The organism is Nocardia spumae, from assembly GCF_020733635.1.
GTDB classification, from domain to species: domain Bacteria; phylum Actinomycetota; class Actinomycetes; order Mycobacteriales; family Mycobacteriaceae; genus Nocardia; species Nocardia spumae.
In genome coordinates, this window is the sequence record NZ_JAJFZL010000001.1 from 1,079,316 (window position 1) to 1,097,472 (window position 18,157).

General features: G+C 69.4%; 1 protein-coding gene (running past one end of the window). It reads left to right on the forward strand.

The features are described 5' to 3' along the window. Positions 1-18,157, forward strand: partial view of a non-ribosomal peptide synthase/polyketide synthase gene (locus LKD76_RS04635; RefSeq protein WP_227979693.1) — the 5' portion only. Its footprint extends 32,327 nt past the window's final position; only the first 18,157 of its 50,484 coding nucleotides appear in the window; the start codon lies at positions 1-3; its stop codon lies off the right edge, out of view.

Below are 18,157 nucleotides of genomic sequence, written 5' to 3' on the forward strand. Positions count from 1 at the left end.
TTGGACCGGCTGGATTTCGGCGGCAACGGCGAAGCTGGCGGCGAGGTAACGCCCGCGGCAAAGTCCGGGAATGAACTGTTCCCGCTGTCGCCGGCGCAACTCGGAATCTGGTATGCCCAGCACCTGGACCCCCAGGTGCCGATCACGATCGCCCAGTACGTCGACCTCCCGGGGGAGATCGACGTCGCGCTGCTGACGCGGGCGAGCCAGGACGCGTCCCACGAACTGGGTTCGGGCTTCGTGCGCATCGTCGAACGCGACGGTGAGCCGATGCAGTTCGTCGACCACGACCTCGGAACCGATCAGGTCGAACTGATCGACCTGCGTTCGGAGTCCGATCCGGAGGCCGCCGCCCACGCGTGGATGCGTGCCGACTACGGCCGGCCGCTCGATATCGTCGCCGATCGCCTCGTCCGCTCGGCCGCGTTGCAGCTGACCGACGAGCGCTGGTTCTGGTACTCGCGCGCCCATCACATCGTGCTCGACGGCTTCGGCGCGATGAACAACATGAACCGGATCGCGGAGCTCTACACCGCCTATCGGTCCGGCACCGAACCCAAGCCGAACAAGGCATCGGGTCTGGTGGAACTGGTCGAGTCCGAATTCGCCTATCGCGACAGCACTCGCTTCGAGAACGACAAGCAGTACTGGGCACAGCGAGTGGCCGGTCTGGAGGAGGGCTCGAGCCTCACCGGCCGCAATGCCGCCCCGGCGCCCCTGAACACCGTGGTGGGCGCGGCACTGTCCGATAGCCGCAACGACCTGCTCGCCGAGGCCGTCCGCCGGCACGACTCGTCGCCGGCGGCACTGCTCATCGCCGGCTTCGCCGCCTATCTGGCGCAGTGGACCGGCGTCGAGGACGTGATCCTGAGCCTGCCGGTCACCGCGCGCACCACCGCGGTGATGCGCCGTTCCGGCGGCGCCACCTCGAATATCGTGCCGCTGCGACTGCATGTCGGCCACGACTCCACCGTGACCGACCTGTTGAAGTCGGTGCAGGTCGAGGTGTCCGGCGCACTGCGTCACCAGCGCTATCGCCACGAGGACATCCGTCGCGACAGCGCCGCGTCGAGTCTGGCGGCCGGAACCGGTGACGGCGTCGTCACCAAGGAGTTCTTCGGTCCGTGGGTCAACATCATGTTGTTCCAGGACGAGCTGGTACTGGACCGGATTCCGGGCCGGGTGCACGTGCTGTCCACTGGTTCGATCGAAGATCTGGGCGTCAACTTCTATCAGAGCGAGGGCGGTGCGCGCAGCCGCATCGACTTCGAGACCAACCCCAACCTCTACAGCGAAGACGAAGCGCGACAGCATCATTCGCGCTTCCTGGAATTCTTCGATCGGCTGCTGCGCGCGGATGCCGAGGACCGGCCGTGGGCCCTGCCGATCACCACCGCCGCGGAACTGAGCAGGACCGTCGAGGACTGGAGTTCGAATCCGCACGAGGTCCCCTCGACCACGCTGCCGGCGCTGCTGGACGCCGCCATCGCGCGCACCCCGGATCGCATCGCGGTCGAATTCGACGGCGAGGCACTGACCTACGCGGAATTCGGTGCCCGGGTCAACCGGCTGGCGCGGATTCTGATCGCCGACGGTGTGGGTCCGGAATCGCTGGTCGCACTGGGTATGCGGCGGTCGCTGGACCTCGTGGTGGGTATGCACGCGGTGCTGCGGGCCGGTGGCGCGTACGTGCCGATCGATCCCGACCATCCGGCCGAACGCACCGCCTATATCCTCGACAGCGCGGCTCCGGTCTGCGTCCTGACCTCCGGTGATCGGGTGGAACTGCCGGATTCGGTGCGGCAGCTGCGGATCGACACGCTCGACACCGCCGATGTCGCCGAGACCCCGGTGACCGACGCCGACCGGCGCGCACCCCTGCTCCCGGCGCATACCGCCTACGTCATCTACACCTCGGGATCCACCGGACGCCCCAAGGGCGTGGCGGTCACCCACGACGCCATCGTCAACCAGCAGCTGTGGATGCTGCAGGAATACGGCCTGACCGCCGACGACGTCTATCTGCAGAAGACCGCGACCACCTTCGACGTCTCCCTGTGGGGGTACTTCCTGCCGCTGCTGGCGGGTGCGAAGCTCATCGTCGCCGCTCCGGACGGGCATCGCGACCCGGTCTACGTCGCGCAGATGATCGAACGGCACGCGGTGACCGTCACCGACTTCGTGCCCTCGATGCTCACGGTGTTCCTCTCGTATGTGACTGCCGGGCAATGTGATTCGCTGCGCGCGGTGTTCGTCATCGGTGAGGCGCTGCCGCCGGAGACGGGCGCGATGTTCCGTGCCGTCAATCCCGAGGCGGGCCTGTACAACCTCTACGGTCCCACCGAGGCCGCGGTCTCGGTGACCGTATGGGAGGTGAGCGAGTCCGATACCGTCACGGTTCCGATCGGTGTTCCGGAATGGAATGTCGATGTCTACGTGCTGGATTCGCGTCTGCGCCCGGCGGCGATCGGGGCGCCCGGTGAGCTGTATCTGGCCGGGCGTCAGCTGGCCCGCGGCTATCGCGGCCGCGCCGATCTGACCGCGGACCGGTTCGTGGCCGATCCGTTCTCCGACCGCGGCGAACGCATGTATCGCACCGGTGACCTGGTGCGGTGGACCGATGGCGGCGTGCTCGAATACATCGGCCGCACCGACTTCCAGGTGAAATTCCGCGGTCAGCGCATCGAGCTCGGTGAGATCGAGACCGATCTGCTGGCTCATCCCGCCGTCAGCCAGGCCGTGGTGCTGGTCGCGGAGACCGCGACCGGTCAGCAGCTGGCCGCGTATGTCGTTCCCGCGCCGGGATATTCGGTCGAGCCCGCGGAACTCACCCGATTCGTCGGTGAGCACCTGCCCAGCTACATGGTGCCCGCGTCGATCATGGTGCTGGACGCCTTCCCGCTCAACACCTCCGGCAAGCTGGATCGAAAAGCGTTGCCGGATCCGGTGTTCAGCGCGGATGCCACCGGCTTCCGCGCCCCGCGGACCCAGGCCGAGGAGATCGTCGCCGGCATCTTCGGCGATGTGCTGAGCCAGCCGCGCGTCGGCGCCGACGACAACTTCTTCGATCTGGGCGGTAACTCCCTGGTGGCCACGCAGGTGGTCGCGCGGATCTCGGCCGCCTTCGGTATCGCACTCGGAGTGCGGGCCCTGTTCGAGACGCCGACCGTGGCCGGTATCGCCTCGCGGGCCGAGGCCGCCACCGAACCCGGCACCGAGGGGGAGTCCGCCGCTCGCCCGCCGTTGGTCGCGCAGCACCGGCCGGATCCGGTGCCGCTGTCGCTGGCGCAGCAGCGGATGTGGTTCATCAACCAGTTCGATCCGAGTGCGCCCACCTACAACCTGCCGTTCGTGGTGCGGCTGCACGGCACCGTCGACATCGACGCGCTGCGCAAGGCGCTGCTGGATGTGATGCAGCGGCAGGAGTCGCTGCACACCGTCTTCCCCGAATCCGGTGACGGTGGCTACCAGCAGGTCGTGCCGATCGACGAGGTCGATTTCGTCATTCCGGTCGCGCCCATCGCGGCGTCCGAATTGCAGGGTGCGCTCACCGAATTCGCCGCCAACGGCTTCGACGTGTCGCGCGAGCTGCCCATCCGGGTGCGCATCTACCGGATCACCGATTCCGACGCGGGCGTCGACGACTACGCGGTGGCCTTCGTGGTCCATCACATCGCCGCCGACGGATTCTCCTTCGGGCCGCTGTCGCGCGATGTGGCCGCCGCCTATCTGGCGCGTACCGCCGGTGCGGCGCCGCAGTGGGCGCCGCTGCCGGTGCAGTACATCGATTACACGCTGTGGCAGCGACAGTTGCTCGGTGACGAGGATGATCCGGGCTCGGTCGCCGCGCGCGAAATCGATTACTGGCGTGCGTCGCTGGCCGGTCTGCCGGATCAGCTGGATCTGCCCACCGATCGGCCCCGCCCGCCGGTGCAGAGCTTCCGCGGCAGCCGTATCGCCTTCGATATCGACGCGGAGCTGCACGCGCGGCTGTCGAGTCTGGCCCGGGCCCAGGGTGTTTCACTGTTCATGGTGTTGCACGGCGCGCTGGCGATGCTGCTGGCGCGGCTGTCGGGTACCAGCGATATCGCCGTCGGCACTCCGGTGGCCGGTCGTGGTGAGCAGGCCCTCGACGACCTCATCGGTATGTTCGTCAACACGCTCGTGCTCCGGTCGGAGGTCGACGGCGCCGAGTCGTTCACCGATTTCCTGAGCCGCACCAGGGAAAACGATCTGTCGGCGTTCGCGCACGCGGATATCCCGTTCGAGCGCCTGGTCGACCTGCTGAACCCGGCGCGCTCGCAGGCGCGGCATCCGCTGTTCCAGGTGATGCTGTCGTTCCAGGAGATGTCGCACGGCGCACTGGAATTGCCGGGCTTGTCCATCACCGCCGAAGAACTCGAGATCCCGATCTCCAAGTTCGATCTGCAGTGGACGCTCACCGAACAGCGCGGCGGCCGCGGCGAAGCCCGTGGTATCGCCGGCGCGGTCGACTTCGCCACCGATCTGTTCGACGTGGTCACCGTGGAAGGTTTCGCGGAGCGGTTCCTGCGCGTGCTGAGCAGTGTCGCCGCCGATCCGGCGATCGCCGTCGGTGACATCGATCTGCTGGGCGCGGCCGAACGCACCGATGTCTCGAGCACCTGGGTGTCCTCGGCGCCCGACCGCGCGGAGGGCCGGTTCGCCGATCCGGCCGCGACCCTGGTGGATCTGTTCGACGCCGCCGTCGCCGAACACGGCGGGCGCACCGCGGCGGTCTTCGACGGGCAGACGCTGACCTACGCCGAACTCGATCGCCGGGCCAATATCGCGGCCCGCCGGTTGATCGCCGGGGGAGCGGGCCCCGAATCGCTGGTGGCGGTGATCGCGCCGCGATCGCTGGAAATGGTGGTCGCGCTGCTGGCCGTCGTGAAGTCCGGTGCGGGCTACGTCCCGGTCGACCCGACCTATCCGGCGGACCGCATCGCCTTCATCCTGTCGGACTCCCGGCTGTCCGGGGTGATCGTGGACCCGGCGGTCGAGGTCGCGCCACCGGTCGGTGTGCCGGTCCTGACGCTGGCCGAACTATCCGATGTCGACGCGGCCGAGCCCGGCGCCGACGCGCCGGTGACCGACGCCGACCGGCCGGCTCCGCTGCGGCCCGACAATGTCGCCTACGTCATCTACACCTCGGGTTCGACCGGCCGGCCCAAGGGTGTGGCGGTCGCCCATCGCAATGTGGTGCGGCTGCTGGCGAATACCGATGCCGACTTCGGTTTCGGGCCGGACGACGTGTGGACGATGTTCCACTCCTTCGCCTTCGACTTCTCGGTGTGGGAGTTGTGGGGGCCGCTGGTGTTCGGCGGCACGCTGGTGGTCGTCGACTACTACACCTCGCGGTCACCGGAACAGTTCCTGGATCTGCTGCGGCGCGAGCGCGTCACGGTGCTCAACCAGACCCCGTCGGCCTTCTATCAGCTGGCCGAGGTCGAGCGGAACACCGATTCGGCCGAGTCGCTGGCGCTGCGCTACGTGGTGTTCGGCGGCGAGGCGCTCGAACTGCGCCGGCTCTCCGATTGGGTTGCCCGGCACGGCGATTCGTCGCCGGCGCTGGTGAACATGTACGGCATCACCGAGACCACCGTGCACGTGACCTACCGGCGCCTGGACGCCGAGGCCATCGAGAACGCGGCGGGCAGTGTGGTGGGCCGCGCCATCGGCGGCCTGAGCGTCTACGTGCTCGACGACCGGCTGCGGCCGGCGCCGGTCGGCGTGGTCGGCGAAATGTATGTCGCCGGTGCGCAACTCGCGCGTGGCTACCTGGGCCGCCCCGATCTGACCACGGCCCGATTCGTGGCGAATCCGCTGGCCGGTGCCGATGAGCCCGGCTCGCGGCTGTACCGCTCGGGTGACCTCGCGCGCTGGAACCGCTTCGGCGAGCTGGAATATCTGGGTCGCGCCGACGACCAGGTGAAAGTGCGCGGTTTCCGCATCGAACTCGGCGAGATCGAGGCCGCCGTCCTGGCGCAGCCGGGTGTGGCCCAGACCGCGGTGATCGTGCGCGAGGATCAGCCCGGCGGTCAGCGCATCGTCGCCTACGTGGTGCCGGAACCGGGGTATCAGCTCAACCCCGACGCCGTCCGCGACGGCGCCGGCGAGCAGCTGCCCGCGTACATGGTGCCCTCGGCGTTCATGGTGCTGGACGCGATCCCGCTGACCGTCAACGGCAAGCTGGACCGGCGGGCGCTGCCCGCGCCGCTGTTCGAGATCCGCGCCTTCCGGGCACCGTCCACCCCGATCGAGGAGATCGTCGCCCAGATCTTCGGCGACGTCCTCGATCTGCCGCGTGTCGGTGTGGACGACGACTTCTTCGAACTGGGCGGCAACTCCCTGATCGCCACCCAGGTCGCCTCGCGCCTGGGTATCGCGCTCGACACCCGGGTGCCGGTGCGGATGCTGTTCGAGGCGCCCACCGTGGCCGCGCTCGCGGCCCGCGTCGAGAGCCGGGCCGGAGACGGCGCGCGCAAGGCGCTGGTGGCCCGCCAGCGTCCGCCGGAGGTGCCGCTCTCACTCGCGCAGCAGCGCATGTGGTTCCTGAACCGGTACGACACCACGTCGGCGGTGAACAACATCCCGGTCGCGATCCGGCTGTCCGGTGAGCTCGATGTGGCGGCCCTGCAGGTCGCGGTCATCGATGTGATCGACCGGCACGAATCGCTGCGGACCGTCTTCCCCGAGACCGGCCGCGCGCCGGTGCAGGTGGTGCTGGACGCCGCGCAGATCGTGCCCGACCTGACCCCGGTCCCGGTGACCGAGGCCAATCTGATCGAGCACCTGATCGAGCTGGCGTCGATGGCATTCGACGTCACCAACGAAGTGCCCTTGCACGCGAGCCTGTTCGAGGTCAGCGAGTCCGAGTACGTGCTCGGCATGGTGGTGCACCACATCTCCGCCGACGGCTGGTCGATGGGGCCGCTGGCCCGCGACGTGATGGTCGCCTATGCCGCGCGGACGAGCTGGGAACAGCCGGCCTGGGCCGAACTGCCGGTGCAATACGCCGACTACGCGCTGTGGCAGCGTGAAACCCTGGGCGCCGAGGACGATCCGAACTCGCTGATCTCCAAGCAGATTCAGTACTGGTCCGCCGAACTCGCGGATCTGCCGGACGAGCTGACGCTGCCCTCGGATCGGCCGCGTCCCGCGGTGGCCACCTATCGCGGCGGTATGCACAGCTTCGTGATCTCACCCGAGATCCAGTCGCGGCTGGCCGAATTGGGCCGCCGGCACAACGCCTCGCTGTTCATGGTCATGCACGGCGCGCTGGCGGTACTGCTCTCCCGTATCTCGGGCACCTCCGATATCGCCATCGGCACCCCGGTCGCCGGTCGTGGTGAGGCCGCGCTCGACGATCTGATCGGCATGTTCGTCAACACCCTCGTGCTGCGCACGACGGTCGACGCCGGTACCAGTTTCGCCGAATTGCTGGCCACCGCGCGCAATACCGATCTGCAGGCCTTCGCGCACGCGGATGTGCCGTTCGAGCGGCTGGTGGAGGTGCTCAACCCGGCGCGTTCGCAGGCACGGCATCCGCTGTTCCAGGTCGCGCTGTCGTTCGAGAATCTGCCCGAGCGCAATTTCGAACTACCCGGATTGCGGGTCACCACCGTCGATTTCGATGTGGAGACCGCGAAATTCGATCTGGCCCTGACCCTGCGCGAGGCCGGTACGGTGAGCGAGACCGGCATGCTCGCCGAATTCTCCTTCGCCCGTGACCTTTTCGACGAGCCGACGGTCGCGGTGATCGCCGAACGATTCGTGCGACTGCTCGAGGCCATCACCGACCGGCCGAGCGCGCCGGTCGGCGATCTGGAGATCCTGTCCGAGCGTGAGCGCGCCCAGTTGCTCGAGCGCAGCGGTGGGACCGCGGTGGCGCCGGCGACGCTGCCGGAGATCATGGCGGCCGCGGTGGCGGCCAATCCCGACGGTCAGGCCGTGATCTTCGACGGCCGGTCGCTGACCTATACCGAGCTGGACGCGGCGGCCAACCGCCTGGCCCGCGCCTTGATCGCCCAGGGCGCCGGCCCCGAGGTCACGGTGGCGGTCGCGATTCCGCGATCGATCGAATCGGTGCTGGCGCTGTGGGCGGTGGCCCGCACGGGTGCGGCGTTCCTGCCGGTCGACCCGGCCTATCCGGCCGACCGCATCGCGCACATGGTCTCCGATTCCGGTGCGCTGCTGGGCGTGACGGTGCGCGCCGAGCTCGACGCGTTGCCCGCCCCGGCGGCCGGCGCCTGGCTGGCGCTCGACGATCCCGACTTCGCGGCCGAGGTCGCGCAGTACTCGGCGGAGCCGATCGGCGACCGCGACCGGCGCAACGACCTGCGCTCCCAGCACGCCGCGTACGTCATCTACACCTCCGGTTCGACCGGCCGGCCCAAGGGCGTGGTGGTGAGCCACGCCGGTCTGGCCAACTTCAGCACCACGCAGGTGGAGCATTACGGGCTGGACTCGCACACCCGGGCGCTGGCCTTCGCCTCGCCGTCGTTCGACGCGTCGGTCCTCGAGCTGCTGCTCGCCGTCGGTTCGGCCGGTGGGCTCGTGGTGGTGCCACCGGGCACCTACGGCGGTGACGAACTCGGTGCGCTGATCGCGCGCGAGCGGGTCACGGTCGGCCTGATCACTCCGTCGGTGCTGGCCTCCCTGGACCCCGCCGCGCTGGCCGGAATGTCGGTCATCATCGCCGGTGGTGAGGCGCTGTCGGCGGATCTGGTCGCGAAATGGTCTGTGCTGCCGCGCAGTTCGACCGCGGGCGGATCCAACGGCTCCGGGCCCGCGGTGGTACGCCGCTTCCACAACGCCTACGGTCCCACCGAGGCGACCGTCGCCACCAACATCAGTGCGGCGCTGCGGCCCGGCGATCCGGTCACCATCGGCGGGCCGGTCCGCGGTATGCGGGCCCTGGTCCTCGACAGCCGGTTGCGGCCGGTCCCCGAAGGCGTGGCCGGTGAGCTCTACGTCGCCGGTATCCAGCTGGCCCGCGGTTATCACGCGCGTGCCGGGCTGACCGCCGAGCGGTTCGTCGCCGACCCGTACGGTCCGGAGGGCACCCGCCTGTACCGGACCGGTGACGTGGTGCGCTGGCGGCGCGATGCCGCCGACGCGGCCGTCGTGGAGTACGTGGGCCGCAACGACTTCCAGGTGAAGATCCGCGGCTTCCGGATCGAGCTCGGCGAGATCGACGCCACCCTGACCGGTCACGAGTCCGTCGATTTCGCGGTCACCGTCGGACATCGCGCCGACAGCGGTGCGACCGTGCTGGTGTCCTACCTGCGTGCGGCGCCCGGGCAGACCGTCGACGTCGACGCGGTGTCGGGGTATGCGGCGCAGCGGCTTCCGGCCTACATGGTGCCGACCGCGCTCGTGGTGCTGGCGGAGATCCCGCTGACTCCGGCGGGCAAGCTGGATCGCCGGGCGCTGCCGGCACCCGAATTCGCCGCCCAGGAGTTCCGGGCCCCGGCCGGGCCGATCGAGGAACTGGTCGCGAATATCTTCGCCGATCTGCTCGGTGTCGAGCGGGTCGGTGCCGACGACGACTTCTTCGCCCTCGGCGGCAACTCGCTGATCGCCACCCAGGCCACCGCCCGGCTCGGTGCCGCATTGGGCACCGAGGTCGGCGTGCGCGCGCTGTTCGAGGCGTCCACGGTGGCCGGACTGGCCGCACTGGTCGGCCTGCAGACCGGTACCGGTGCCCGGCAGGCACTGTCGCCGCGCCCGCGGCCGGAACGCCCGCCGCTGTCACTGGCCCAGCAGCGGATGTGGTTCCTCAACCGCTTCGATACCGACTCGGCCGCGAACAACATTCCGATCGCCGTGCAACTGCGCGGTGAGCTGGATGCCGCCGCGCTGCGCGGTGCGGTGGCCGATATCGTCTCGCGGCACGAATCGCTGCGGACCGTCTACCCGTCCCATGACGGCGTCGGCTACCAGCAGGTGCTGCCGGCGGCGCGGGCCGTGCCCGAGATCGAGGTGATCGATCTCCAGGACGAGCGCGACGGTGGTGAACTCGTCGCCTCCGTCGCCGAATTCGCCGAGCGCGGTTTCGACGTCACCACCGAACCGCCGCTGCGGATGCGGATCTACAGCCGCGGCGCCGAGGACCACATTCTCGTCGTCGTCGCGCACCACATCGCGGCGGACGGTTTCTCCATGCGGCCGCTGGTACGCGATCTGATGACCGCGTACCTGGCGCGGACCGCCGGCACCGTGCCGGACTGGCCGCCGCTGGCGATCCAGTACGTGGATTACGCACTGTGGCAACGCGATGTCCTCGGATCCGAGGAGGATCCGCGGTCGCTGATCTCCACCCAACTCGATTACTGGCGCACGACCCTCGCCGGCCTGCCCGACGAGCTGCGTGTGTCCAACCGGCCCCGCCCGGCGGTCGCGTCCTACGCGGCGGGCACCCACCGCTTCCAGGTGCCCGCCCATCTGGTCGAGGCGCTGAGCGGTCTGGCCCGCGCCCAGCAGACCACGCTGTTCATGGTGGTCCACGGCGCGTTCGCCACCCTGCTGTCGCGGCTGAGCGGCACCGACGACATCGCGATCGGTATTCCGGTCGCGGGACGAGGTGAACAGGCGCTCGACGATCTGGTCGGCATGGTCGTCAACACCCTGGTGTTGCGGGCCGAGGTCGACGCGGCGGCCTCGTTCACCGACCTGCTGGCGTCGGTGCGCGAGCAGGATCTGGCGGCGTTCGCCCACGCGGGTGTGCCGTTCGAGCGCCTGGTCGAGGTGCTCAATCCGGTTCGCTCGCAGGGACGGCACCCGCTGTTCCAGGTGATGCTGACCTTCCAGAACACCGGTCCGAGCGCGCTGGAGCTGCCCGGTCTCACGGTGTCGGAGCTGCGGATCGATCCGCCGACCGCCAAGTTCGATCTGCAGCTGACGTTGACCGACAGCACCGAGCCGGGCGCCGACGCGGTCGGCATGGATGCCGAACTGGTCTACGCCACCGATCTTTTCGACGCCACGTTCGCCAAGACCTTCGCGGCGCGGCTGGTGCGCGTCCTCGAGGCGGTCGCCGCCGATCCGGCCATCGTGATCGGTGAGATCGAACTGCTGGATCCGGCCGAACGCGCACTGCTCGTGCGGCATTGGAACGAGACCGCGTTCGAGATCGATGCGGCGTTGCCGCGCAGCTCCGAGGATGCCGCGCAAACGCTGATCTCGCTGTTCGAAGCGCAGGTGGCGCGGACGCCCGAGGCGACCGCGATCACCTTCGAGGGGACAAGTCTGTCCTACGCCGAATTCGCCGATCGGGTGCGCCGGCTGGCGCGCCGGCTCATCGCCGCCGGCGTCGGGCCGGAATCGGTGGTGGCGCTGGGGATGCGGCGTTCCATCGATCTGGTCGCCGGGATCTACGCCGTGAGCGCGGCCGGTGGCGCCTATCTGCCTCTGGATCCGGATCACCCGGCCGAGCGCATCGCCTACATCGTCGAGACCGCGCGCCCGGCAATGATCCTCACCTCGACCGGTGACGGGATCGCGGACGCCTTCGCCGAACTGCCCGCCGCCACGGTGGTCACGGCCGTCGACGAGCTGGATCTGTCGCAGTACTCGGGCGATCCGATCACCGACGACGATCGGGTGGCGCCGCTGCTGCCGTCGAACACCGCCTACGTGATCTTCACGTCGGGCTCGACCGGCCGCCCGAAGGGTGTGGCCGTACCGCACTCCGCGATCGTCAACCGCCTGGTGTGGATGCACGCGCAGTACGGGCTGGCCGCCTTCGATGTGGTGTTGCAGAAGACGCCGGCGACCTTCGACGTGTCGGTGTGGGAGTTCTTCTGGCCCTTGCAGATCGGCGCGCGGCTGGTCGTGGCCAAGCCGGACGGCCATCGCGATCCCGCGTATCTGGCGGAACTGATCGCGGCCGAGGGCGTCACCGTGGCGCACTTCGTGCCGTCGATGCTGGCGGTCTACCTGACCGCACTGGGCGCCGACGCCGGCGCCGACAGCACGTTGCGCAATGTCTTCGCCTCCGGTGAGGCGCTGCCGGCGCAGACCGCGCAGCAGTTGCGCGCGCTGACCGGAGCTCGGCTGCACAACCTCTACGGTCCCACCGAGGCGGCGGTCGACGTCACCTATCACGAGGTGGTCGACACCGACACCACGACGGTGCCGATCGGCGCCCCGGTGTTCAACACCCAGGTCTACGTGCTGGATTCGCGGCTGCGGCCGGTTCCGGCCGGTGTCTCGGGTGAGCTGTATCTGGCGGGCGCACAGCTGGCGCACGGCTATGTCGGCCGGGTGGATCTGACCTCGGACCGCTTCGTCGCCAATCCGTTCGGTTCCGGTGAGCGGATGTACCGCACCGGCGACCTCGTGTACTGGAGTCCGGCCGCCGCCAACGGCGGTACCGGTGCCGGCGGTGAGCTGGTCTACCTGGGCCGCACCGACTTCCAGGTGAAACTGCGCGGTCAGCGCATCGAACTCGGTGAGATCGAGGCCGCCCTGACGTCGGTGGACGCGGTGGCCCAGGCCGTCGTGGTGGTGCGTTCCGACGATCGGCTCGGCGATCAGCTGGTGGCCTATCTGGTCCCGGCCGCCACGACCATCGATATCGACGCGGTGAAAGCGGCGCTGGCGCAGCAACTTCCGGCCTACATGGTGCCGAACGCCTGCGTCGTACTGGACGAACTGCCGCTCAACGCCTCGGGCAAACTCGATCGTCGCGCCCTGCCCGCGCCGACCTTCGAGGCGAAGGTGTTCCGCGCGCCGACCACCTCGGTGGAGCAGACCGTCGCCGACACCCTCGCCGAGGTGCTGGGGCTCGAGCGGGTCGGTCTCGACGACGACTTCTTCGAACTGGGCGGCAACTCGCTGATCGCCACCCAGGTCGCCGCCCGCCTCGGCGCGGCCCTGGACACCGAGGTCGCGGTGCGGACGCTGTTCGAGGCGACCACCGTCGCCGCACTGGCCGCGCGCGTGGAAACCCATGCGGGACAGGGCGGGCGGACCCCGCTGGCGCCGCGGCCCCGCCCGGCGCTGGTGCCGTTGTCGCCGGCGCAGCAGCGCATGTGGTTCCTCAACCGCTTCGACAATCGCACCGCGGTGAACAACATCCCGGTCGCGATCCGGCTGACCGGTGCACTCGACGCCCGGGCACTCGCCGCCGCGGTGGCCGATGTGCTGGCGCGGCACGAGGTGCTGCGCACCGTGTATCCGGCCGTCGCCGGTGTCGGCTACCAGCAGGTGCTGCCGGTGTCGCAGGTCGCGCTCGACCTGACTCCGGAACCGGTGGCCACCGCCGACGTGGCCGCGCGTATCGCCGAACTCGTCGGCGTGTTCTTCGACGTCACCACCGAGATCCCGTTCCGGGCCACGCTGCTCGAACTCGACCGCGAGTCCCACATCGTGGTGCTGGTCATGCACCACATCAGTTCCGACGGCTTCTCGTTGCGGCCGCTGCTGCGCGATATCGTCTCGGCCTACTCCGAGCGGACGCGCGGCGAGGCGCCGGTCTGGTCGCCGCTGCCGGTGCAGTACGCCGACTACGCGCTGTGGCAGCACGAGGTCCTCGGCGACGAGGACGATCCGCAGTCCCCGGCCGCGCGCCAGATCGACTACTGGCGCCGGCAGCTGCGCGATCTGCCCGATCAGCTCGAACTGCCCGCCGATCGGCCCCGGCCCGAAATCGCCACCAACGCCGGTGCCACGCACAGCTTCTCGATCGACGCCGAACTGCACGCCGCGCTGGCGGAGCTGGCCCGCGTCCGCGGCGTCACACTGTTCATGCTGATGCACGCCGTGCTGGCCACCTGGGCGGCGCGGTTGTCGGGCACCGACGACATCGCCATCGGCACGCCGATCGCGGGCCGCGGTGAGGCGGCGCTCGACGATCTGGTCGGCATGTTCGTCAACACCCTGGTGCTGCGTACGCCGGTGCGCTCGGACGCGAACTTCACCGAGGTACTCGACGAGGTCCGCCGGACCGATCTTGCCGCTTTCGCCCACGCCGATGTGCCGTTCGAACGGCTCGTCGACGTGCTCAGCCCGGCGCGCTCGCAGGCACACCATCCGCTGTTCCAGGTCGCGCTGACCTTCGAGGCCACCGGCCAGGCGGACGCGACCACCGTCGCACTGCCCGGACTGAACCTCGACGTCGTGGAATTCGACGCGGGCACAGCGAAATTCGACCTGCAGCTGACCGTCGGCGCGGTCGCCGCGGGCGGCCTCACCGGCGGTGAGGGCGTCACCGGTGGCCTGAACCTGCTGTGGAGCTACGCCACCGAACTGTTCGACCCGGAGACGATCACCGCGTTCTCCGACCGATTCGTGCGCATTCTGCACACCGTGGTCGAGGACCCGGCGGCCGTTGTGGGCGATATCGACCTGCTCGGCGAGGCCGAACGCATCGATGTCGCCGATCGCTGGGTGTCCTCCGGTCGCGACAACACCACCGGCCGGTTCGCGGACGAGTCCACGACCCTGTCGGATCTGTTCGACGCGGTCGCGGCGGCCCACCCGGAGCGGATCGCGGTGACCTCGGGCGACGACCGGCTGACCTACGCGTCGCTGGATCAGCGGGCCAATCAGCTCGCGCGCCGCCTGATCGACGAAGGGGTGGGACCGGACCGTCTGGTGGCGGTGATGCTGCCGCGTTCGGCCGATCTCGTGGTCGCACTGCTGGCGGTCGTCAAATCCGGCGCCGGCTACGTGCCGATCGATCCGACCTACCCGGCCGATCGCATCGCCTACGTCCTCGGCGACTCCCGGCCCGCGGCGCTCATCGTCGACAGCAGCGTCGAGGTGGATCAGGAGGGACCGGCCGAGATCATCGCCACCCTGCCGACGATCCTGATGGACGACTACGGCATCGACGTCCCCGATATGGTCGACGCGGGGGAGACCCCGGTCACCGACGAGGACCGAATCGCACCGCTGACCGCCGACACCGTCGCCTACGTCATCTACACCTCCGGCTCCACCGGCCGGCCCAAGGGCGTGGCGGTCGAACATCGGAATGTGGTGCGGCTGTTCGCCAATACCGATCGCGAGTTCGGTTTCGACGCCGACGACGTGTGGACGTTGTTCCACTCGTTCGCCTTCGACTTCTCCGTCTGGGAGCTGTGGGGCCCGCTGCTGTACGGCGGCCGCCTCGTGGTCGTGGACTACTACACCTCGCGCTCGCCCGAGCAGTTCCTGGAGCTGTTGCGCGACGAGCGCGTGACGGTGCTCAACCAGACGCCGTCGGCCTTCTACCAGCTGGCCGAGGCCGATCGCAATGCCGCGCCCGCGGTATCGCAGGCGCGGCCGAACGTGGTGGCGCCGCTGGCGCTGCGCTACGTGGTGTTCGGTGGTGAGGCGCTGGAACTGCGGCGGCTGTCCGATTGGGTGGCGCGCCACGGCGACGGCCACGGGCCGGACACCGTGGGCTCCCCGCGGCTGGTCAACATGTACGGCATCACCGAGACCACCGTGCACGTCTCGCATCGGGTGCTGGACACCGAAACCATCTCCACCGCAACGGGTTCGGTCCTCGGCCGGGCGATCTCCGGGCTGAGCGTCTATGTGCTCGACGACCGGCTGCACCCGGTTCCGGTAGGCGTCGCCGGTGAAATGTACGTCGCCGGACCGCAGTTGTCGCGCGGCTACCTCGGGCGGCCCGACCTCACCTGCGCGCGGTTCGTCGCGAATCCGCTGGGAGAGGCCGGAACTCGCCTCTACCGCACCGGCGACGTGGCGCGTTGGAACCGCTTCGGGGAGCTCGAGTACCTGGGTCGCGCCGACGATCAGGTGAAGGTCCGCGGCTTCCGTATCGAACTCGGTGAGATCGAGTCCGCCGTACTCGCCCAGCCCGCGGTCGCGCAGACCGCGGTGGTGGTGCGTGAGGATCAGCCCGGCGATCAGCGCATCGTCGCGTACCTGGTGCCGGATGGCGGCGCCGCGCCGGATCTGGACGCGGTCCGGGCCGGAGCGGCCGATCTGCTGCCCTCCTACATGGTGCCCACCGCGTTCGTGGTGATCGATCGAATCCCGTTGACCGTCAACGGGAAGCTGGATCGCCGGGCACTGCCCGCACCCGCGGCGCAAGCGCGGACCTTCCGCGCACCGCAGACCCCGGTCGAGGAGGCCGTGGCCACGGTGTTCGCCGACGTCCTGGATCTGGAGCGGGTCGGGCTCGACGACGACTTTTTCGAGCTGGGCGGTAACTCGCTGATCGCGACCCGGGTGGTCGCGCGGATCTCGGACGCGCTGGGCGTCACCGTCGCGGTGCGTTCGCTGTTCGAGGCCTCCACTGTGGAAGCCCTGGCGGCGAAGGTGGAATCGCATACCGGTGGGGAGGCGCGGCAGCGACTGGTCGCCCGCCCGCGCCCGGAGCTGGTGCCGCTGTCGTTCGCGCAGCAGCGCATGTGGTTCCTCAACCAGTACGACACCTCGGCCGCGGCCTACAACCTGCCGCTGGCCATCCGGTTGTCCGGCGAACTCGACACCGCCGCACTGGAATTGGCGATCTTCGATGTCATCCGCCGGCACGAGTCGCTGCGCACCCGCTACCCCGAGCACGGCGGTACGCCGACCCAGCTGGTGGTTCCGGCCGAGCAGATCCCGATGGACCTGCGGGCCTATCCCATCGACGAGGCCGAGCTCGTCAGCGCTCTGGCGGAATTCGCCGCCATCGGATTCGATGTGGCCGAGCAGGTTCCGTTGCGCGCCCGGCTGTTCGAGGTGCAGTCCGATGAGCATGTGCTCGTCGTGGTGGTGCACCACATCGCCGGTGACGGCATCTCGATGGGCCCGCTGGCCCGCGATGTGATGACCGCCTACACCGCCCGCACCCAGGGCGGCGCGCCGGGCTGGGCGCCGCTGGCGGTGCAGTACGCCGATTTCGCGATCTGGCAGCGTGAGGTCCTCGGTACCGAAGACGATCCGCAATCGCTGCTGGCCCGTCAGATCGCCTACTGGCAGCAGGCGCTCGAGGGCGTCCCCGACGAACTGTCCCTGCCGACCGACCGGCCGCGGCCGACGGTGGCGTCCCATCGCGGCGCCACGCTGCGCCGCACCTTGTCGCCGGAACTGGTCTCGGCACTGGAAGAGGTTGCCCGCGGGCGCGGTTCGTCGCTGTTCATGGTCGTGCACAGCGCGCTGGCCGTCCTGCTGGCCCGGATGTCGGGCACCGACGACATCGCGGTGGGTACGCCGATCGCCGGTCGTGGTGAGGCGGCGCTCGACGATCTCGTCGGCATGTTCGTCAACACGCTGGTGCTGCGGACCGAGGTCGATCGCGCCGAATCCTTCGCGGCGCTGCTGGACCGCACCCGGCATGTCGACCTCGAGGCCTTCGGCAACGCCGATGTGCCGTTCGAGCGACTCGTGGATGTGCTGGCGCCGGAGCGTTCGCAGGCCCGCAATCCGCTGTTCCAGGTGGCGTTGTCGTTCCAGAACATGGAGCGGGCGACGCTGGAGCTGCCCGGCCTGACCGTGTCCTCGCTCGAACTCGACGAGCACATCGCCCGCTTCGACCTGCAGTTCACGCTGTCGGAGCAGGACTCGTCGCGGATGGCGCTGGCGCTGACCTATGCCACGGATCTGTTCGACGAGGCAACCGCGGATTCGATCGTGGTGCGCTGGCTGGCCGTCCTCGAGGCCGTCGCCGCCGACCCCGACGCGCCGGTGGGCGCCATCGATATCCTCGATGCCACCGAGCGCGCCGACCTGATCTCCCGCACCGGCGGTCCCGCACTGCCCGGCGGCCGGTTGCCGGATCTGCTGGATGCCGCGGTGGCGCGGAACCCGTTGGGCGAGGCCGTCGTTCACGGCGAGACCCGGCTGACGTACCGCGAACTCGACGAGCGGTCCAACCGGTTGGCGCGGTCGCTGATCGCGCGCGGCGTCGGTCCCGAGGATCTGGTCGCGATCGCGGCGGCGCGCTCGGCGGACTCCTATATCGCCCAGTGGGCGGTGGCGAAGTCCGGTGCGGCCTTCCTGCCCATCGACCCGACCTATCCGGCCGACCGCATCCTGCACATGGTCACCGATTCCGGCACCAGGATCGGCCTGACCACCGCCGACGCGGTCGACGGCCTGCCCGGATCGGTGCAGTGGCTGGTGCTCGGAACGCTCATGGAGGCCGAACTCGATTCGTTCGCGGCCGAGCCGGTCACCGACGCGGATC